The sequence below is a fragment of the Colwellia sp. SU-HH01217 genome, from assembly GCF_057543495.1.
Map to the genome: position 1 here is coordinate 14,836 of NZ_BAAJLX010000021.1, position 21,479 is coordinate 36,314.

The following is a 21,479-nucleotide window of genomic DNA, read 5'->3' on the forward strand; positions in this document are numbered from 1 at the left end:
GCTAGGTTTAAGCCGCACAACTCTTCTTAATAACGCGTTACGGCGCTGTTATCGCAACATTATCAACACGATACACAGCTCCATCACCCGTTCCCCAAGCAGGGAAAATCATTAATACATCTATTTCACTTACATCTAAGCCTGCATCAAATAATGACTGCAAAGAAAAGGTATAGGTTTGCCATTGTCCGACGACAGGCTCCATGCCCTCTTGACTTGCAGCAAGGTCTAATTCAACCGCTGATGTTGCACCACCAGCTTCAATTTTAAATAACCAAGAAGCACTAGCATCATTTGGTGGTGTGACTATTTTCATATCAAAAGTAACTGCACCACTTTGTAAGAGTGATGATGCATCAAATAAAACACCGTCATTGGCTTTATAGCCCATCACCGTTGGTGTACTGCCAATAACAAATTCAGTGACCATGCCTTGACTTGCCTCGTCATTTTCTTCTGTAGGCATTGAACCACCACAGCAGTCCCAAGCGGGCCAATCGCTATTCATGGCATTGTCGTATAGCACAATACCTTGAGGAGCAGGCACGCTGGAGGGATCATAAATCATGATATTATCTAAGCGATACACTGCGCCTTCACCTGCTCCCCAAGTAGGAAACACCATTAAGACATCTATTTGGCTAATATCTAAACCAGCATCAAATAATGACTGTAATGAGTAGGTGTAGGTTTGCCATTGGTCAAGTGCAGGGTCACTGCCTTCTTGACTATCAGATAAGTTCAATTCAACCGCAGAGCTTGCATCACCCGCTTCGATTTTAAATAACCAAGGAGCACTCGAATCATTAGGCATTGACGTGACTTTCATTTCAAATTGCACAACACCTTTTGCCAGTATATTTGCTGCATCTAAATATACTTCGTCGTCAGCAAGAATGCCCATCACTGTTGGCGTAGCACCAATAACAAACTCAGCCGTCATACCATGTTCGGTATCATCATTTTCAAGACTCGGTGTTGTGCCACCACAACAATCCCAAATACTCCATTGCTCTTTAGGTTGATCATCAAACAATACATGTCCGTTAAAGCCACTCGAAGCATTAGGATCGTAAATTTTCACATTATCAATGCGGTAAATTGCTCCTTCACCTGTGCCCCACGTAGGAAAAATCATCAATACATCGATTGCACTAACATCAAGACCAGCATTAGCTAAGTCAGCAAGATTAAAAGTATAGGTTTGCCATTGACCTTCAACAGGTGATAGTCCTTCCACGCTATCTGATATTGGTAACTCGGCTGCTGTGTCGCCATCGTTAGATTCAATTTTAAATAACCAAGGAGCACTCGCGTCATTAGGCATTGACGTTACTTTCATATCAAATTGCACAACACCGTTCGATAAAATGACACTTGCGTCAAATGGAGTAGGCGTATCGGTATTCGCAGATCTTGAAATAAAACCCATTACCGTTGGCGTGGCGCCAATAGCAAACTCTGCAACTGCGCCATGAGCATCGTCATCTATTTCAACTAAAGGTGTTGTACCGCCACAACAATCCCACATCGGCCAACTTGGATTTTCTTCATCTTCAAATAGCACAACTTTTGGAGATTCTGTGGTCACGCCAGAATCAATTTCTACATTAGCCATACTGTAAACAGCGCCTTCGCCTGCTCCCCATGCAGGGAACACCATCACTACATCAATAGCGCTTAGATCTAAACCAGCGTCAGCGAGCATTTGCAATGGATACGTATAGGTTTGCCATTGACCTTCAACAAACTCTTCACCTTCTTGGCTTTCTGATAACAAGAAGTCAGCAGCCGTTGCTCCTTCTAAGCTTTCGACTTTAAAAGACCAAGGTGCTGAGGCGTCATTTGGCATGTTGTCAATTTTTAAGTCAAAGCGAATAGCTCCCGTAGCAATAGCAGGAGAAGCATCGAAAGGACTTGGTGTACCCGTGGGGTCTGTGATGAATTCAGCGCGTGAAATAAAACCATTAACTGTCGGTGTTGCGCCAACATTAAATTGCATGACCTCGCCTTTATCAGCATCAGCAATAATCATTGGAGTTGACCCACCACAACAGTCCCATGCAGGCCAATTAGGGTTAATTGTGCCAGAGAAAATAGTTAAACTTTGAGGCGGAGCTACACTTGGCGGAGACGGGATAGGTGCTTTACCTTCAACAAGTGCATCGTCAAGGCTATCATATCCACCTCGAACGGTTTCACATCCTTTGCCGGTATCTATATTTTGATTACATTGATAAACGCGAATGTAATCAACTTCAAACGTTTGACCATTCACAAACGCTTCCGCATCTATACCTAAATTATTAGTATTTTCCGCCCAGTCACCACCAACGGCATTATTTATGATCATGAAAAAGTCTTGATCGAATGGCGCTTGATCCCAATGCGTTGTTAGTTCACCTGTTACCGCATCAAAATATTCAGTAAACCAGCCTTGATGTGATAAACCAACCGCTTCATCTTTACTGTTATAACGTACTTGTGATTGACGTTGGGTAGCATATAAATAGTTATCTACGTACCAGCGAATTTCACCCTCTTGCCACTCTATAGCATAAACATGAAAGTCATCCGCTGGATTTATTCCATCAGGCAAACTATAAGATTTACCTGAGTGCGAGTTATCCGGCCACTCTTTACCATAATGCAGCGTGCCGTGAACATTATTTTCAACGATGCCTTCATCGCTCACTGTTTTTAAATTAACCGTTTCAAGAATGTCTATTTCGCCCGATTTTGGCCAGCCACAATAGGTTTCATCAGTTGGCATCATCCAAAAGGCGGGGAAGCTACCTTGTCCGAAAGGCATTTTCGCTTTTATTTCAAAGCGCCCATATTTAAAATCGGCTTTGTTTTTACTAATAATACGTGCAGAAGTATAAGGCTGTTCAGCACCTTCTTCAGCAGGCAAAGCGACAAGCTTTAGCGTGCCATCACTGACAAATGAGTTTTCTGAATTGTCGGTATAACATTGCTTTTCGTTATTGCCACCGCCCCAACAATTAACTTCATGCGTCCAATTTGTACTATCTATTGAACTACCATCAAACTCATCACTCCACACCATTTCCCAGTCACTTACTGGTTGTTGCGGATCAACTTTATTTGAATCGGTGTTAGTTTCAGCATTTCCTCCACAGCCTATTAAAGAGACTGTCGAAACTAAAACACACCATTGTGTGATTTTCTTCGCAATTTTTATCATGATTTATTTCCAAAACCGTACGATTATCGTTATGTCATTTAATGAAACTTTGTCGTTATCATTCTCATTAATTATTGTGATCAAATGACTCGATAGTTAAACAGTTATTCACTTATGCTTTTTAGCTTTTTGTTGTGTATAACCGTCCCCCAAATTTATACTCGGTTAAATTACAAACTGTTACAATTGAAATGCGGCATCAAGAGAAGTAAACGCGGCATTGCTATTTATTAAGCAAATTACGCGACAAAATGAGAGAAAAATAAGATGAAAGGTTACTGTTGTTTCGACTCAAGTAGTTGCTGAATCGTCGAGCTGTAATTACGACTAACTTTTAAATGAACATCATCACCAAGCTCTAATATGCTTTCACTATTGCGCAAAGAACGAATACTTTTAATGCAATTAATATTCACCAATGTCGATTTATGAATGCGCTTAAATAACCGCTCATCTAATTGGCTTGCTAATTTTTTCATGGTGATACGAACAATATGTGTTTCATCAGCGGTATGTACACACATGTAATCGCCTGCAGCATCAATCCATCGAATATCAGTAACGGAAAGAAATACCTTTTCGTTATCGTTGTTTTTAATCACTAACTCTTGACGAAAAGCACTTGGCATTGGATTGTCAGATTCCAACCAATGTTCCAATTCTGAAATTGATAAACCAGAACTATTACCTAATGCTTGTAATAGTTTAAATTTTTCTTTGTCAGAATCTTGAGGGTTATGCCGTTGAATTATGCGTTCTACTGTTTTTTGTAATCGACCTAAATTGGCTGGTTTCATTACATAATCTATTGCATTTAATTCAAAAGCTTCTAAGGCATATTCACCATATGCAGTAACAAAAACAATCATAGGTAAAATATCCGACTGCAATGCCTGTACGACTTCAATACCATTCAACCCTGGTAATTGTAAATCTAAAAAAAGAACATCTGGTGATAATTCCTGGCACATTAAAATTGCCTGATCACCATCACAAGCTTCAGCAATTACATTAATTTCAGGAATTTTCTCTAACCGAAGCTTTAACCCTTCAAGTGCAAGTGGTTCGTCATCAACAATAATTGCGGTTAGTGCTTTAATGGTCATATTACTTTTCTCAAAAAATAGTTATTGTCGCAATGGAATAGAGATAGAAACAGTGGTGCCATTATGACTGTTGCTAGTAATGTTAATCTCATAATCACCATTAAACATAGCATCTAAACGTGCTTTCGTATTGCTTATCCCAATCCCCAAACCTTTGCTAACTTCATCGTTTTTCCCATTGCCATTATCCAATACATCAATTACTAGTCTGCCATTTAACTGTTCTGCGGCAATGGTAATAAAGCCATCTTGCTTCCTTGGTTCAATAGCGTATTTCACTGCGTTTTCAACTAAAGGCTGTAATAGCATACTCGGCACTTGGCAATCTAAAACCATATTACTAATTTGCATGTTTATTGTTAAACGCTCTGCAAATCTTACCTTTTCAATAGAGAGATAAATATCAAGGAGTTCAAGTTCTTTTTGTAGCGTAGTTTTACTTTTAGCTTTTTGATCTAAGGTGTAGCGAAAAAACTCACACAGCTTATCTAACATTTCATTAGCTTTGTCATTTTCGTGTTTATAAATAAGCGTTGAAATAGCATTCATGGTATTAAACATAAAATGCGGATTGAGTTGGTAGCGCAACATTTGTAATTGTGCATCTTTAGCTGCAGTTTGTGCCCGCAGCAGCATTTCATGCTCTTTTTGCAATTTCGTATTGTAGAGCATAATAAAAAAGATTGAAGTCCAAGCAAACATAGTGGTTAACGAGAATAGTAACCAACCGCCAAACTCAAGCATGTTCCATGCTTCATTCCAATGCTGTTGATGGACAATAATTTTAAAAAAGCTAAGTTTAAGGATATTGTAAAATAACCCCAAAATTGCCGCCGATAAAAAACTAAAAAAGAGCGTTTTTCTTACAGGAAGGTGAACAATTCTTTGAATAAATAGCCACTGTAAATAAGATAAAAAGAAACCACTCAAAGATTCCAAAATCAAATTAATGATTTGACCTTGAAGGTTAAAATGAATGTCATCAAATTGTGGACGAATGATCGCTACAAAAACAAATGCGGCATACCCTAACCAGCCAGATATTTGCAGCGTCCAAAATTGATGACTTTGTTTAGAAAAAGCCTGTGCGCTTATCTCAAGGGTATTTTCATCTTTATTGATATCCATGGCGATCGTGTTACTCGATTATTTTAGTTGACCCAAGCCTTGCCCAATCAGTTTGTTATACCTTATTGAAGGTATAACAAACTGAAATAAAAATGAATATTTTTCGATAAAGCGAGTTATTTTTGAGGCAAGAGCTTAGAAAGATTATTTTTGCCACCCCGAAATTAACAATATCGCAACATCAAATACAATAAATGATATACAATATATCTGATTTATAGTACTGTTTAGTTGGTTAATAAATGATCACATGGAATGATTAACAATGTTTTGCGCAATTGTTAATCAAAGTTACTCACTAATAATCATAATAAAAACAAATATTAAACAATAAAAATAGAGTAAATAATAACAAGTGCGCGTAAGGGTTAAGCCGCATTCATTAAATACTTACTCCAAGCTTCGATATATAAAAATAAACAGGAGAAGTTTCATGTCATTGCAACACAAGGCACCTTCGTTGATGGCACTTTTGTTAGCAGTCTCTAGTACTGCGGCAATTGCTGGCCAAAAACAAATAATCGAACAAACCCACGAATATAATCCAATTAAAACCAGTAAAACTGAAGTAGCAAAAGTTGTTGATCTTCATAGCGATATAAATCACAACGCAGCTAATCATGTTTGTGGTACTGATAAAAACAAACAAAATTGGGACGCATTGCAAGCTGAAAATCAAATTCAGCTAAAACAAAAATTAATTAAATCTATGCGAACTATGTCTTCCACTGTCCATAAAAAAACAATGGCAACAGCCAATGGTAATGGTGTAGATGGTCGTTATTATATACCTGTTGTGGTACATGTTTATGGCGATCAGTATAACTGTAGTGATGAAAGCGCATATTGCTTAACCGAAAGTAAAATCATCGACGGCCTGAACAAAACCAATGAAGATTTCTTAGGGACTAATACTCAAGATGATCCCATCGCTGCGGAATTTGAAGCAATTCGCGCCAATTTAAATATTGAATTTGTGTTGGCGAAAAAAGATCCACAAGGTAATCCAACCAACGGTATTGTTCGTTACGCCAACAAAGCAGGTTATGGTAATGGTTCAGGTAATGATGCTGAAATTGCTGCCGATGCGTGGGATAACTTCAAGTATATGAACATTTACTTGATGAGCGACCTCTACGATGATGGTACAACGAGCAGTTCAGGTGTAGCTTGGTACCCTCAAATGAGTATGTCTGAAGCAGGTTTATCGCGCGTGGTTTACAATGGTAACTTTGTTGGTGTTAATACCGGGGAAAACTTCCGCTCAGTGTTAACTCATGAATTTGGTCATTGGCTAAACTTACCGCACACTTTCGACGGTGATGTATGTTCTATTCACCAAGAAGCTTTTTGCGAATCTACTGGCGATAATAACTGTGACACACCACAAATGAGCAGCAGCATTTTACAAAATAATGCGCCAAACTGTTTAGGTGAAAGTACCAACACTGAAAACTTTATGCATTATTCTGATAACTATGCCATGTATACTCAGGGACAAGTTGAAAGAATGACTGCAGCATTGCATGGCGATGCCCGTTCTACTCTTTGGACGAACAGCAACCTTATAGCTGTTGGTTTAGAAGAATATACCAGTAATAATGAACATGTTTGGGACGGTTCAGGCTTAGATCTTGCCCCAAGCGGTGAATTATTGGCTGAATACCCCAACCTATCTGCAACTAAAGGTGAAACAACTACCTTTGAAGTTAATTTACCTGCTGGCACTCAAGCTGCTGCTATTTATTTAAAAGGTTTTACTCAAGATCCTGATTTATACGTAAGCAAAGGCAGTGCACCTGTGAAAAATGGTGATACTTGGACTTCTGATTTTGTGTCATTTAAATCAGCGGGCACGCCTGAGTTAGTCACATTGTCTTCACCTTCTTCAACACAAACGTATTATGTAACGGTTGATGCTTTTAGTGATTATTCAAATGCCACGTTAGAGGTATTATCTGTTGTTGATCCAACGCTATGTAACGGTTGTGAACGTGTATTTTTAGCAGAAGAAACAAACTTATCAGCCTCAGAAGGTGATGCCGATAAATCGTATCAGTTTGAAGTGCCTAGCGATGCAACACGCGTTGTCGCTGTATTAGCCGGTGGTTATCAAGGCGATCCAGATATGTACGTGAGTGTTAACTCTGTACCAACTACAGAAGTTTCTGATTGTGCTCCATTTAGTGCTCCACGTTTAAGTGAATATTGTGACCTAGGCGCAGGTGGCGGTACAGTTAATGTTATTATTGACCCATTCTTAGATTATAGTGGAACCACCTTTAGACTATATTACGAACGTCAAACTAGTGTAAATGAAGGTTTACCAACAGCAGAAGCAAATGGTGCTTATAACAGTATAGTTAATGAAGCTGTGACTTTTAGTAGCGCAGGCTCAGTGGATACTAATGGTAGCATAATTGCGTATAATTGGAATTTTGGCGACGGTAATACAAGTGACCAAGCTAATCCTACACATACTTACACAACAGCAGGTACTTTTACTGCAACGCTAACAGTGACCGACAACGACAACAATCAAGCAACTGATTCAAGTTTAGTCAATGTTGCTTCAACTAATCAAGCTCCTGTTGCGGTAATTAATGGTCCATATAGCGCTGAAGAAGGTCAAGAGATTACCTTTAACAGCAACGGTTCAGTTGATAATGACGGTACTATTGTTAGCTACCTTTGGACATTTGGAGATGGTACAAGTAGTACGTTATCGACCCCAACGCATACTTATCAAAATTCGGGTGAGTACACAGTTGAATTAACCGTAACTGATAACAACCAAGTATCGACAAGCGTTTCAACAACGGCAGCTATTAATGAAGTTGTTATTATCGATGAATACTGTTCAATAACGGGTAATACTGGATACGAATGGATAGCAGATGTTAGCGCCGGTGGTGTTTCGCATAGTAGTTCAAAAGACAGCTACGCTGACAATACCCATATAAACTTTCCTTTAACCCTAGGTAATAACACTATTAACTTAACTGCTGGTGGTAATTATTCTGAGCACTGGGCGATTTGGCTTGATGTTAATAAAAATGGCGAGTTTGAAGCGGCTGAAAAACTGTTAACGGGTCTATCTGGTCAAAATACAGTGTCAGGCAATATCGCTATTGATAACAACTTAGCAGGGTTAACTACCCGTATGCGTGTTGTAATGAAATATGGTAGTTCACCGGCTAGTGCATGTGGCAATATTGGTGATGGTGAAGCTGAAGATTATAGCGTAACTGTCGTTGCCAACGACAATGCTGCACCAGTTGCAGATGCTAACGGAGATTATAGTGCAACAGTAGGTGATACGATTAACTTTATCAGTTTAGGTTCAAAAGATACTGATGGTACGTTGGTTGATTTTTATTGGGACTTTGGTGATAACAATCAAAGCACTGATGAAAACCCAAGTTATGCTTACAATTCAGTAGGCACTTATACCGCGTCATTAACGGTAACTGATAATGATGGTGCCTCTCATACTGATACAGCAACTGTAACTATAGAAGCTGTAGACGTTAGTTTAGTCGATGCTTGTTCTACACAGTCAGCGATTACTGGTGGCCGAGTTAACGCAGGTGAAGCAGCGTGTTTAGGTAACAACGGTACGATTTGGTTGAGTTTAGCAGATGTAGCTAATCATCAAAGCGTCGCTATTTTAACAGGGCATGGCCAAGGAAACTTAGACATACTTTATAAAAATGGTGGTTGGCCAAGCAACAGTAACTACGATGCTCAATCACTAGGTAACGGAAGTACAACTCATTGTATTTCATTAGCTGCAGGTAGTGATTACTGGTCTTATTTAAAAGTTTCAGGTGGAGCTACTGGCGCAACATTATTGGTTGAATTTGATAGCCCTAGTTGTCAGTAAGTCGCTTAATTAGCATGCTTATGCCGCTTAATTAGCAAAAGCATGACATCAAAAAGGGAAGCAGTTATGCTTCCCTTTTTATATGGTTAAACGCCTTAGTAAACCGACTTTAATAAACTAACTTAATCAAATTAATTAATAACTTAGGTTAAGATGTACGTTAAGCGCTTTTTTCATTTTCTAATTGATGTTGCTGTTTGATTTCTTCTAATACATTTTGATGACTTCTTTTTTCAGAGATTTTGCGCTCTGTAAGCCAATAAAAGAATAGAGGTACAAACAATATCGCTAAAAACGTTGCTGCAATCATACCGCCCATAACACCTGTCCCAACACTATGACGTGCGCCGGCACCTGCGCCTGAACTTAACACTAGAGGAACAACCCCTAAAATAAATGCCAAAGAAGTCATAATAATAGGTCTAAATCGTAAACGTGCTGCTTCAAGCGCAGCTGCGCTGGTTGTCCAACCTTCTTGCTTTTTCATTAGGGCATATTCAACAATTAAAATTGCATTTTTACTCGCTAAACCTAATAAAGTTACTAAGCCAATTTGAAAATAAACATCGTTTGTCATGCCGGTGATCCACACGGATACTAGCGCACCAAAAATACCAAAAGGTAATGCCAATAATACCGATAATGGTAATGACCAACGTTCATAAAGCGCAGCTAAAATTAAGAATACCATAATAACGGCTAGACCAAGGGCAATAGCAGTTGACCCTGAACTACGCTTTTCCTGAAATGCAGTTCCTGTCCATTCATAACTCATGTCTGAGGGTAAAACTTCTTTAGCAATACGTTCAATCTCAGCAATTGCTTGCCCAGAGCTGTAACCGGGTGCTGCATTACCTAACAGTTTAACCGCTGATAAGTTGTTATACCTATCCAAGCTGTCTGGACCACTGCTGTAACTTATATCAGCAAAGGCCGAAATAGGAACCATCTTGCCACCATTACTTTTCACGTATATACGCGAAATATCATCTGGTTTCATTCTAAATTCAGGTTCAGCAGACATTAATACCTGCCATGTGCGACCAAACTTATTGAAATCGTTCAAATAATAAGTGCCTAAAGTCCCTGACAAGGCATTAAATGCTTGATTAATTGGTATATCCATTGCCCGTGCCTGTTCACGATCAATTTTCACCGTTAACTGAGGTGCGTCAGAGCGCCATAATGTTTGCACGCCTGCAAGTATTGGACTTTGTTGAGCAGCGCCCATCATGGCTTGCATACTTTGTTTTAACTTATCAACACCGCCATCACCTCTGTTTTGTAAATAGAACTCAAATCCGCCCGTATTTCCTAAACCAGGGATCGCTGGAGGATTAAAAGCCAACACTAGCGCTTCATTAATATTGGCAGTTTTCATGAACAACTCACCTACTAATTGCTGAGTACTTACTTCTCTTTCGTCCCAATGTTTTTGAGTAACAAAAAGAGTTGCCGCGTTATTTTTGTAACCACCACCAAGAAAGTCAAAGCCAGTAAATGAGATAACGTTTTCATTGGCAGGGTTCGACTCGATTGCCGCCACAACATCAGCAACCACTTTTTTGGTTCTTTCTAATGACGCGCCATCGGGAAGGAAAACAGCTGAGATATAAAAGCCCTGATCTTCATCAGGTACAAGAGAGCCGGGTGTCTTCATCCACATATTGGCGGTAATCACTAACATACCAATAACTAACATAAGCGCCAGTAAACCACGGCGTAAGAAAAAGCTCACACCATTAACATAGTAGCCAGTCACTTTATGGAAAAATCGGTTGAACCAGTTAAATAATATATTTTCCTTTTTATCTTCATGTTTAAGTACTAATACACAAAGCGCTGGTGTCATGGTTAATGCCACCAAGCCCGACAAGCTCACCGCAATTGAGATGGTAATAGCGAATTGACGGAATAATTCGCCCGTTAAGCCGCCCAAAAAGGCAATCGGCACAAACACAGAACACAGGACTAACACAATAGCAACAACAGGCCCGCTCACTTCTTTCATCGCTTGAATTGCGGCATCACGAACATTAGTACCTTCTTCGTGCATGATTCGTTCAACATTTTCTAAAACAACAATGGCATCATCAACAACAATACCAATCGATAACACCATACCAAATAAAGTTAGGGTGTTTATCGAGTAACCCAACATATACAAACCAGCAAAAGTACCTAATAACGATACAGGAACAGCCATGATCGGAATTAATGTTGCACGCCAGTTTTGTAAGAAAATAAATACCACCAGAAAAACCAGTAGCATAGCTTCTCCAAGGGTTTTTAATACTTCTCTAATCGACACTTTAACAAAGCGAGTGGTATCGTAAGGTAGTAAATGCGCTAAACCTGTCGGAAAGCGTGTTTTTAAGTCGGCAATGGTTGCATTAACTTCATCAGCAACATCAAGTGCATTGGCACCGGGTTGTAAGAATATCCCTAGCAATACTGCTTTTTTGCCATTAATTCGGCCATCAAAGTCGTAATCTTTAGAGCCTAGCTCTACCCGTGCAATATCTTTTAAACGTAATGTACTTCCGTCGGTATTGGCGCGAATAATAATATTTTCAAATTCTTGAGCTTCAGATAATCGACCCTGTACTTTAACGCTATAAACCAGCGATTGAGGACTAACCGACGTCGGTGTTGCTCCTATTCGACCAGCTGCATACTGGGAATTTTGTTCTCGCACTGCATTGCTAATTTCCTCAACTGTAACGCCTAGCTGACTCATAACATCAGGGCGCAACCAAATACGCATGGCATAATCTTTCGCCCCAAATATTTGTACGCTAGTCGTGCCAGGAATACGTTTAATTTTGTCGAGTACGTTCAAAGTAACATAGTTAGACGTCCACAAAGCTTCCCTACTGTCGTCTGGCGAATAAAAAGCATGTACATGTAAAAAGCTCGATGAACCTTTGGCAACAACGACACCTTGTTGGCGTGTTTGTTCAGGTAAGCGTGCTTCCACTTGTTTAACTCTATTATTAACATTCACCGATGCTTGGTCGGGATCAGTGCCAATTTCAAAGGTTACAGTAATCGTTGTTGCACCAGCACTGGTTGAGGTAGAAGACATATACATCATGCCTTCAACACCTGTAATTGCATTTTCTAAAGGCGTGGCAACTGTTTGTTCTAATACTTCAGCAGAAGCTCCCGGGTATACTGCGGTCACTTGAACAACTGGCGGCGACATTTCAGGGTATTGGGCAACAGATAAGCTGCGCATAGCGGCTAAACCAGCTAACACAATAAAAATTGAAATTACAAAAGCAAATATTGGGCGATCAATAAAGAATCGAGAAAACATAAACTAGCCCTTATTGATTATTGGTTGCGACTTGAGGGTCGTCATTAACTAAGCGCACAGGCATACCAGGAAAGAAAATGCGTGCCATGCCATCAACAATCACTTGGTCACCCACTTTTAAGCCTTCACGTATAACCCAGCCATTTTCAACCGTATCACCGTTGGTTTCTTTCACCCACTCACCTACAACTACAGGAGCAGGAAGCGCAACGGTCATGCCTTGTTCATTTTTAGTCATTACATAAACAAATTTACCCAAACCATTATCAAGCACCGCACGTTGTGGCACGACAAAAGCGTTTTCACGCACCGCACCTTCTAATACGATACGAACAAATTGTCCCGGTCTTAATGAAAAATCAGGGTTAGGCGCAATAGCTTGTAATTCACTAGTGCCTGTTTGGCTATTAATTCGAACATCGCTGAAATTAACCTCACCAATGTGTGGATGGAAAGAGCCATCAAATAATTTAATTTTAGTTTTCCAGTGACCATTCTCAGGTAAGGTGAGTAGTCCTGCGGCTGCATCTTTACGCATTTGTAGTTGTTCGCGCTCAGATAAACCAAAACGGATACGAATAGGATCAATTTGCGTTAATTGCGTTAAAAGTACCTCAGGACCCGACACATAAGTACCTTCAGAAACTAATTCACGACCAACAATGCCAGTAACAGGTGAACTCACTTTGGTATAGTTTAAGCGCAGTTGAGCTTGATCTAATTTCGCCTGCATGGATTTAACATCCGCTAAATTAATATCAACACTTGAAATGGCATTGTCTAATTCACGTTGTGAAATTGAATTTTTTTCCCGTAACGGTTTTATGCGATTAAGCTCTCTTTTAGCCTGTTCAAGTCTTACAAGCGCGGCATTAAGATCAGCTTTGCTTTGCGTCATTTCTGCGGCATAAGTTTTAGCGTCTAAACTAAAAAGTGATTGGCCAGCGACGACTTTATCACCCTCACTAAAGTTACGAGCTTGTAAAATACCAGACACTTGTGCGCGTATTTCAACTTCTTTAGCCCCTGATAAAGTAGCAGGAAGTTCAATAGAAAATGGCACTGAACGTGTATTCATTTCAACAATAGAAACTGCAGCAGGAGGCATAGCTGCTGCAGACTCTGCGCTTTTATCTCCACAGGCTGAGACTGTTGCAATAACAATCAGGCCCGTGAGTAATGACACTTTCTTTTGATAAAATGTTTTCAGACGTTCACTGAATAACAACGGGGAAATCGACATAAAAAAACCTATATAATAACAATCCAATGTAAACTAGTCGGTGCAGTTTACCTATTTTTATTGAAAAGTAAACTCATTAGTGTAATATTCAGCAATAATTCACAACTGAACAAAGATGGCTATGAACAAACCACTCACGCTGACAGAAAGAAAAAGACTCGATATTTTAATAGCAGCGCAAGATGAGTTTAAAGAGAAAGGCTTTTTAGGCGCGAGCATGGACTCGTTAGCGAAAAGAGCGCAAGTTTCTAAACGCACTGTTTATAATCATTTTCCTAGTAAAGATATTTTATTCCACAATATTGTTAAACAGTTGTGCGATTCGTTTTGTCAGGCGATCACTGTAGAGTATCAAAGCGATGAACCGCTTGATGAACAATTAATCATTGCTGCACAAAGCGAAATCGCTCTTTTAGCGTCTGAGCATTTTTGTGATTTAAATCGTATAACGCTTGCCGAATTTATCCGCTCACCTGATCTTGCTACAAGTACTTTAGAGTACCTCGGTCAACAAAAAGGTGGCTTAGAAACTTGGCTTGAAGATGCCGTAAAAGATGGCCGCCTTAACATTGAAGATACCGACTATGCTGCCCAACAATTTTTAGGATTAATTAAAGCCAATGCGTTTTGGCCTCAATTGTTAATGAATAAAGCGTTCCCTACTAAAGCTCAACAAAAGATAATTATCGAAGATACTGTGTTTATGTTTCTCGCCCGTTATGCCTGTTAATTTTTCTTCTTTAAACTAACGATCGCAATACCCGATAAAATTAAAGCCCCTGATAACACTAATTCGCTTGTTATAGACTCACCCACAAACATTATGCCGCCTATTGCGGCAATAAGTGGCACTGACAACTGCGATATAGCCGCTTGAGTTATAGTTAGTTGTTTAAGCGCCATATACCAAATGCTATAACCTACCCCTGAAGCAAGTGCACCCGATAAGAAAGCATAAAACACTCCCTGCCAAGTGTAGGTGTCAGCCAAAATGCTAACTAAAATAAACACACAAGCTAATGGAACACAACGTAGAAAATTTTCAGTAGTTAATAAAGTAGCATTACTAGTATTTTTTCCAGCTAAAGTATAAAAAGCCCAAGCACAACCAGATATCACCATTAAAATAAAACCTACCAGTGAGGGCTGAGTCGCATCTGGTAACATTAATAAAACAAAGCCTGAGAAAGAAATAATAATACCTAACCACTCACTTTTTGCTAAACGATAGCCGTTAATCACATTGGCACTGATCATGAAAAATTGCACGCTGGCAAATAAAATTAACGCGCCGCTGGCTGTTTCTAACTTTACATAGGCAAACGAAAAAAAAGCCGCATAAATAAACAACAGACCCGAAGCAAGCCAACCTTTGCTATTTTTAACACTAAAAGTTGCCTTAAGTGCTAGTGCTTTATCGGGAGCAGCTATCTTTATCACTATCCATAACGTTAACGCACCAGAGAGCATTCGAATGCCAGTAAAGCCACTCGGGTCAATACTCGACTCACCTAAAGCTAAGCGACATAACACCGAGTTGGCAGCAAAAGCAATTAACGCAAGGCACGTTAGCGTTATATGTTTTAATTGTAAGGATTTAGCAAAACTTACCTTGGCATTACTAATAATAGTATTCTCAACCTTGACTGATCTTGAGTGAATTATGTCAGCAAGTCCTTACTAAAAACAATGGCCGTCTTGTTAATCCTTCACCGCGGTATCATTTGCTGACCAATCTAAACGAATATCCCAATCATCTATTCGGTGTTCTGGCTGCAATGGTGCCACCGACTCATCAATTGTTTTATGGACATTTTTTGCTGGGCTAATATTAACATCACGGCCATGTATAAAACTCTGACTGCGCACAATTTGAGTGTACGCCTTATTCATTTTAAGCGCGCGCTGCCTTGAAGGTGTTATCAGTTGATTAACATCAGCACTGCTAACCTTTGCCTTATTAACAGAGCCATCTTCATGATACCACTTACGAGACATTTCATCATTTTCACGAAACTCATTACCGCCGCCATTCACTTGCAAGTACTGTAATATTTCACCTTCTTGCTGTCCTATGGATGGCGCATCCTTCATCCCTTTTAAGTTGATGTAGCCCCAACCCGCTCTGCCAGTAACTTTACGAGGAAAAGCAAAGGTTTGATCAATAGTCGTGCCGATTGCTGAGTGACAGCCCATACAAAAGAAGGTTTCTTCATACGATTGTGCTCTTAGTTCACCCTGTTCATCTTCAATATAGCCTTGAATCAGCCAGCCAAATTTATTATTAAATCCTTTATCTTTAACTCGTACGTAGTTGGGTAATTGTTCATCTAATTTTTCTTTGCGCTCTCTACGATAAGCGCTATCGATTGCTGAATCGTTTAGTACTTGAGTTTTTGTCATATAGCGTAGCTCTTTCATGCGCTGTGGTACGTAGGTTTGTCCGTCGTCATCAATACCAACGTAACGCACCGAGTGCATAATTTCTGTGCCCGCAGGATATTGTTGTCGAGGTATTTCAATATTAGCTGCATCGCCAACAAAATACTCTCGTGCCATTAGTATTTCAATACTCGGCGATAACTGACCATCTTGATTAAGATCACTTTGTACTGTTTCTTCATTGGCAGGAAAAATATCAATGTCGCTTAACTGTTTAATGCTCATTTCTACGAGCGACAAATTAATTAAATAAACATGCTCGTTATATTGCCCATTCAGCTGCCTAAATTTAGGCGCTAGGCGAATTAATACATCATCTGTTGCACCGTTTGTCGGCCAAAAGGTGCCGGGGAAAGGTTTATAATTAAATGCCACCCACGCACTACCGTCTTTGGCGATCCCCTTATCGTTAAATGCTTCACTGGCTAATTGATAATCTTTTAAATCAGGAATAAAGCCTTGCCAATTTTTATTCCTTAAACGGTTAGGCAACGCGCTATAATTATCTTGGTCAATATATTGCGTAATTTGCTCATCGGTTATTTGGTCGATCCAAGGCTGACGATTAACAAAAAGGTTTTTCCAACTGTTAACTTCTCCTTCCTCAGAAAAGTTATAAAGCCCCTGATTAACGCCATCATTACGTAAATTGTTACGATATGAATGTTTAGTTTTATCGTACGATTGATGACAGGTATAGCAAGGGTTATTGTTACCTTCAGTTTTGGTATAACATTGTGCAGGAATTGGCGCTTCTTCATTAATGCTGCCATTTGCTGTTGGCGTAATAATTTGGCTAACATCAATTTGTGGTAATAAACTTGCGCTGGACTGTTTCGTTGGCTTTTCGGCATTAGAGTGTCCTGAAACACTAATAAAACTGACAAAAGCTAATACGCTAAACACTAAAATGTAATTTTTCATAACGTCTGTAATGATCTTTTAGATCTCATTGATAATTATCTTCAATAAGTATACGAGGCGATTATTACAGTTATTTGAATTGGAATAGAAGAAGGGAGCACCATTCGCTATCGTTCAACTTTATGAACAAAATGCGAATGGTGGATTTACTAGCAATCCCACTAACTATGTGATCATTGCTACTGATTAAAATAACGCAGTGGTTGATTCTTCTTCCTGCGTATAAAGTCGATCACCTATTTAATGAAATTGGTATAACTTGTACTAGCTGCGAATTTGTCCTTGGCCAACAACGCAGTATTTAAATATGGTCAGCTGCTCTAGGCCAACAGGCCCTCGAGCATGAATTTTACCGGTTGCAATACCAATTTCTGCTCCCATACCAAACTCTCCACCGTCAGCAAATTGTGTAGAAGCATTGTGCATTACAATGGCAGAATCAATTGTTCGCATAAAGATTTCAGCAGTATCATTATTTTCAGTAATAATAGCATCAGTATGCTTTGACGAATGAAGGTCAATAAAATTCAGTGCCTCTTCAAGATCATCAACTATTTTCACCGATATAATGGCATCAAGATATTCGGTTCCCCAATCAGCATCGTTCGCGGCAACAATTCTGTTATCACATGCCACAGCGGCTGAATCACCGCGTACTTCACAATTTTCAAGTGTATCCACTAATTGCGGTAAAAACTCTGTCGCAATATTCTTATTAATCACTAAGCTCTCAGTCGCACCACAAACACCTGTTCTGCGTAACTTCGCATTTTTTATTACTGCTAAGGCTTTAGATAAATCTGCTTCTTTATCTACATAGATATGGTTATTGCCATCAAGATGAAGCAAAGTTGGCACGCTCGCTTCGTTTCTGACAAGTTCCACTAACCCGCGTCCACCACGAGGAATAACCAAATCAACATAATCAGCACAGCGCAATAACGCCTTCACTGCAGAGCGATCTTCGGTATCAACTAATTGAATACATGCCTCAGGCAAATTAGCAGCACGCAGACCTGTCGCCATACATTCCACAATAATTCGAGTGGAGTTTAAACTTTCTGAGCCACCTCTTAAAATAACGGTATTTCCCGATTTTAAACATAAAGCACCGGCATCAGCACCAACATTAGGACGCGATTCGTAAATCATTCCAATAACGCCAATAGGCGTTGAAACTCGATTTATTGTCAATCCATTTGGTCGATCAAATGTTGCCAATTTGCGTCCGACAGGATCGGGGAGTTTAGCTATATCTTCTAAAGCAACTGCAATATCTTCAATTCTTTCTTTAGTTAGTTTTAAACGATCAACAAATGACTCAGCTTTTCCTGCTTGTTTAACGCTTAAAACATCTAACGCATTAGCATCAAGTAATGCAGCTGTTTTCTCGCGCAGTGCCTCAGCGGCCACCATTAGTGCTTGGTTTTTTTGTTCAGTTGTTGCACTAGCAAGAGCTTTTGCTGCAGCTTTAGCTTGTTTACCAAGTTGTTCAATCATACTTTGTGTGTCGATATTAGACATAAATAGGTTCCTATTTTCTGGTTAACTTTACCCTAAACTTTTGGAGAATTAACTTTACGCTTCATTTAAAATTTCAATTTACGAGCGATAGTAAAAGTTAAAAAACAATATGAAAAGTGCTGTTTAGAGTGCTTTTAGTATCCACATAACTGAATACTATAGTGACTATTAATTTAATAAATAGTATTTGCACATAAATTACGGCATTACTCGCATGCGATCATGTAATGGTTATGCAGGGAGGTGCTTGTATTAGAGAAGAATTATTAACCGTGATTCCGTAAGCGATAGAGGCTGTTTGGCGAGTATTAAATGAATCTCTCACTGTTTTACAACCAATCATAAGTAACGACATAGAACTCCTAATGTTTTTCTTGTTTATTTCAGATCAAATGCAGGTTATCTGCATATAAAATTGCGGTTTTTAAGGCCTTAAAGCAGCATTCCTAAGGTAAGCAACTATAGGCCAATTTGAAAAAACAGCCTACATAGTATATGATTTGTACACTCATTTGTCGATTCTTGTCAAATTCGAACGTTTTCTATAAAGCGTTTAAGTAATTTTATTTCAATTTAGTAATTTAATTTCATTAATCAAAACACGGAGTAATTTTGTCCTCAATAGAACAAACCAAAACAGAAAACCCTTCACAAAAAAAACCACGCATCGTCATAAAAGTTGGCTCTAGCTTACTAGCAAACGATCAAAACTTAACCCCTCGATTTGCCTTCATGCATGGCTTACTCAGCGATATATCTGCACTTCGAGATCAAGGTTACGAAGTCGTACTCACATCCTCTGGCTCTGTCGCACTAGGGCTAAACACAGTTGGCTGTACTGTTGAAAACGCTAGCGTACAAGATAAGCAAGCCGCAGCGGCATGTGGGCAACCCATTTTAATGCATGCCTATAAACAAGTCGCTTTAGAATATGGCTTTGATATTGCTCAGGTATTAATAACGCTTGATGATCTAGAAAACAGACGCCGTTTTCTCAACACTAAAAACACAATTCACCACTTAATTAAGCAAGGTGTAATGCCTGTAGTTAACGAGAACGATACGGTAACTACCGAAGAAATTCGTGTTGGTGACAATGACCGACTCGGCGCAAAAGTTGCCCAAATGATTGGCGCTGATTATCTCTTTATTTTAACTTGTATCGACGGCGTTTATGATCGTGACCCTTCTGAAGAAGGTGCTGTTTTTGTTGAATCGATTGAAGATGTCAGCAGCTACATGGAAGCTGCAAGTGGCACCAGCTCATTAGGTACCGGCGGTATGCTAACTAAATTACAAGCAGCTAATATGGCGCAAAATGCCGGCTGTACGACCATTATCGCACGAGGAGAAATGGACGCACCGGTAAGTGGCATTCTTCATGGTGATCGTAAACACACTAAGTGTATTGCCCATTCATCACCGTCTTCTGCTTGGAATATTTGGTTAACGGATAGATTACAAATGGCAGGAAGCTTAGTCATTAAGCAATCTGTCGCTGATTCGCTTTACGATGGTGATGATGGTATTTCATGTCACGATGTTATTTCAATGCACGGCGCATTCGAACGTGCAGATGTTCTACATATTTATGATGAAAATGGTGTAGAGGTCGCTCGTGGACTGTGTAATTTTTCATCTGATGAAACAGCAATTATTTCAAGCCGTCCAGATGAAAGCGTTAAAAACATCCTAGGCTATGTTGCGTCACAAAGTTTAGTCAACAGTAATAACTTGGTCGTCTTAGGTGAACAGCACCTTTCATGGGATGAGCCTGTAACTAGCGAATAGCCTAGTACAAGAGCCTTTGTTGCATAATGGGTTAATTAACACCTACGTATGCAACAAGGCTTTATTTATTACTAATTTGCGTTATTTCAACTTGGTTTTTAAACACAATCATTAATTTAAATCTTTATCTTTCCAAAACTTAGTGCCTTTTACTGTCGCTTGAAGCGCTAAGCCGCTTTCGTTAAATGTATAAACGCTAACCCCCCCGTAATAAGCTTCACCTTGAACCGATCCACCTTTTTCACCTGCTTTAGCTGCTGCGTCAGCATTCGCACCAAATGTCCAACCGGACTCAACAAAGTGATCCATGGCTTCTTTCGTATGGAATACCATAACAATTCGATAATCTTTTACACCAAGACCAAGGCCAAGACCACCTTCTGCCATATTCATATAAGTATACTTGTTATTACTCATATCTTTGACAACACCATAACCTGTACCTGCAGCCATAATAATTAAATTAACGTTAGCATTGGAAAATACGGCATAACCAGGAGCAGCATTAATCTGATTTCGGGCTTTAGGTTTCTTTTTATATAATTGTGTTAATACAGAGTTTTTCATTTTCAAAATTTCTTGCTGCTTTTCAGCTTTAGAGCCTTCACCCATTGAGGCACAAGCAACTAACGAAATGCTAAAGGCTAAACAAAATATTTTTTTAATCGATACCATCATTTCTTCCTTTTAATTATTAATCTATAACAGTTTAGAGCAAAATTTATACTTTTTATAAACACCTAACTATTTATTATGCTGGTTATCTGCTTAGTAGCATTTGAGTTCACTAGACGTTCTAATTATTAAATAACACAATAGTTGGTTACTTTAACCAGTAGATATGATCACATAGTTAGTGATATTAGTATAGTCACATTACCTAACCAAAATAATTTTAGTTAAGC

At 39.2% G+C, this 21,479-nt stretch carries 12 protein-coding genes; 3 read left to right on the plus strand and 9 right to left on the minus strand.

All coding sequences use genetic code 11. The features are described from left to right. Positions 1-37: 37 nt before the first annotated feature. From AC27G3_RS17395 to AC27G3_RS17405, 3 genes are all read right to left on the minus strand, one after another. Positions 38-3,208, minus strand: a complete 3,171-nt coding sequence (locus tag AC27G3_RS17395; protein ID WP_487123786.1) for a family 16 glycosylhydrolase — start codon at positions 3,206-3,208, stop codon at positions 38-40. 275 nt (positions 3,209-3,483) lie between these two features. Then, positions 3,484-4,314: a LytR/AlgR family response regulator transcription factor gene (locus AC27G3_RS17400; RefSeq protein WP_487123788.1), complete on the minus strand. Its 831-nt coding sequence runs from the start codon at positions 4,312-4,314 to the stop codon at positions 3,484-3,486. 21 nt (positions 4,315-4,335) lie between these two features. Next, complete coding sequence (locus AC27G3_RS17405; RefSeq protein ID WP_487123790.1) at positions 4,336-5,442, minus strand: sensor histidine kinase; 1,107 nt, start codon at positions 5,440-5,442, stop codon at positions 4,336-4,338. Positions 5,443-5,875: 433 nt separating this feature from the next. Here AC27G3_RS17405 and AC27G3_RS17410 point away from each other — a divergent pair, with 433 nt between their 5' ends. Continuing rightward, positions 5,876-9,328: a PKD domain-containing protein gene (locus AC27G3_RS17410; RefSeq protein ID WP_487123792.1), complete on the plus strand. Its 3,453-nt coding sequence runs from the start codon at positions 5,876-5,878 to the stop codon at positions 9,326-9,328. 160 nt (positions 9,329-9,488) lie between these two features. On the opposite strand, the gene AC27G3_RS17415 is transcribed toward AC27G3_RS17410, so the two are convergent. Both AC27G3_RS17415 and AC27G3_RS17420 read right to left on the minus strand, forming a co-directional pair. Continuing rightward, positions 9,489-12,650 (minus strand): efflux RND transporter permease subunit, encoded by a 3,162-nt coding sequence (locus AC27G3_RS17415; protein WP_487123794.1) that lies wholly within the window; start codon positions 12,648-12,650, stop codon positions 9,489-9,491. A gap of 10 nt (positions 12,651-12,660) precedes the next feature. Then, positions 12,661-13,893 carry an efflux RND transporter periplasmic adaptor subunit gene (locus tag AC27G3_RS17420; protein ID WP_487123796.1) on the minus strand — a complete coding sequence of 411 codons (1,233 nt, stop codon included), beginning with the start codon at positions 13,891-13,893 and terminating at the stop codon, positions 12,661-12,663. 121 nt (positions 13,894-14,014) lie between these two features. Here AC27G3_RS17420 and AC27G3_RS17425 point away from each other — a divergent pair, with 121 nt between their 5' ends. Beyond that, positions 14,015-14,623: a TetR/AcrR family transcriptional regulator gene (locus AC27G3_RS17425; protein ID WP_487123798.1), complete on the plus strand. Its 609-nt coding sequence runs from the start codon at positions 14,015-14,017 to the stop codon at positions 14,621-14,623. Here AC27G3_RS17425 and AC27G3_RS17430 read toward each other — a convergent pair. The 3 genes from AC27G3_RS17430 to AC27G3_RS17440 all read right to left on the minus strand — a co-directional run bounded on the left by AC27G3_RS17430 (position 14,620) and on the right by AC27G3_RS17440 (position 18,783). Then, positions 14,620-15,426, minus strand: a complete 807-nt coding sequence (locus AC27G3_RS17430; protein WP_487123800.1) for a DMT family transporter — start codon at positions 15,424-15,426, stop codon at positions 14,620-14,622. The two genes, AC27G3_RS17425 and AC27G3_RS17430, sit on opposite strands and share 4 nt — an antisense overlap. 168 nt (positions 15,427-15,594) lie before the next feature. Continuing rightward, positions 15,595-17,259 (minus strand): hypothetical protein, encoded by a 1,665-nt coding sequence (locus tag AC27G3_RS17435; protein ID WP_487123802.1) that lies wholly within the window; start codon positions 17,257-17,259, stop codon positions 15,595-15,597. 264 nt (positions 17,260-17,523) lie between these two features. After that, entirely contained in the window at positions 17,524-18,783 is a 1,260-nt protein-coding gene (locus AC27G3_RS17440) for a glutamate-5-semialdehyde dehydrogenase (RefSeq protein WP_487123804.1), read from the minus strand. Positions 18,784-19,395: 612 nt separating this feature from the next. On the opposite strand from AC27G3_RS17440, the gene proB reads away from it, so the two are divergent. Further along, complete coding sequence (proB, locus tag AC27G3_RS17445) at positions 19,396-20,574, plus strand: glutamate 5-kinase (RefSeq protein WP_487123805.1); 1,179 nt, start codon at positions 19,396-19,398, stop codon at positions 20,572-20,574. A gap of 111 nt (positions 20,575-20,685) precedes the next feature. Here proB and AC27G3_RS17450 read toward each other — a convergent pair whose 3' ends face one another. Beyond that, the gene (locus AC27G3_RS17450; RefSeq protein ID WP_487123807.1) at positions 20,686-21,249 is read right to left on the minus strand and encodes a lipid-binding SYLF domain-containing protein; all 564 of its coding nucleotides are present in this window, start codon (positions 21,247-21,249) and stop codon (positions 20,686-20,688) included. Between the last annotated feature and the right edge of the window lie 230 nt (positions 21,250-21,479).

Excerpts from the sequence above, each read along its gene's own strand:
- AC27G3_RS17435 (WP_487123802.1), bottom strand. The coding sequence starts at position 17,259 with ATGAAAAATTACATTTTAGTGTTTAGCGTATTAGCTTTTGTCAGTTTT.
- AC27G3_RS17410 (WP_487123792.1), top strand. The coding sequence starts at position 5,876 with ATGTCATTGCAACACAAGGCACCTTCGTTGATGGCACTTTTGTTAGCA.
- AC27G3_RS17395 (WP_487123786.1), bottom strand. The coding sequence starts at position 3,208 with ATGATAAAAATTGCGAAGAAAATCACACAATGGTGTGTTTTAGTTTCG.
- AC27G3_RS17420 (WP_487123796.1), bottom strand. The coding sequence starts at position 13,893 with ATGTCGATTTCCCCGTTGTTATTCAGTGAACGTCTGAAAACATTTTAT.
- AC27G3_RS17440 (WP_487123804.1), bottom strand. The coding sequence starts at position 18,783 with ATGTCTAATATCGACACACAAAGTATGATTGAACAACTTGGTAAACAA.
- AC27G3_RS17400 (WP_487123788.1), bottom strand. The coding sequence starts at position 4,314 with ATGACCATTAAAGCACTAACCGCAATTATTGTTGATGACGAACCACTT.
- AC27G3_RS17405 (WP_487123790.1), bottom strand. The coding sequence starts at position 5,442 with ATGGATATCAATAAAGATGAAAATACCCTTGAGATAAGCGCACAGGCT.
- AC27G3_RS17425 (WP_487123798.1), top strand. The coding sequence starts at position 14,015 with ATGAACAAACCACTCACGCTGACAGAAAGAAAAAGACTCGATATTTTA.
- AC27G3_RS17450 (WP_487123807.1), bottom strand. The coding sequence starts at position 21,249 with ATGGTATCGATTAAAAAAATATTTTGTTTAGCCTTTAGCATTTCGTTA.
- AC27G3_RS17415 (WP_487123794.1), bottom strand. The coding sequence starts at position 12,650 with ATGTTTTCTCGATTCTTTATTGATCGCCCAATATTTGCTTTTGTAATT.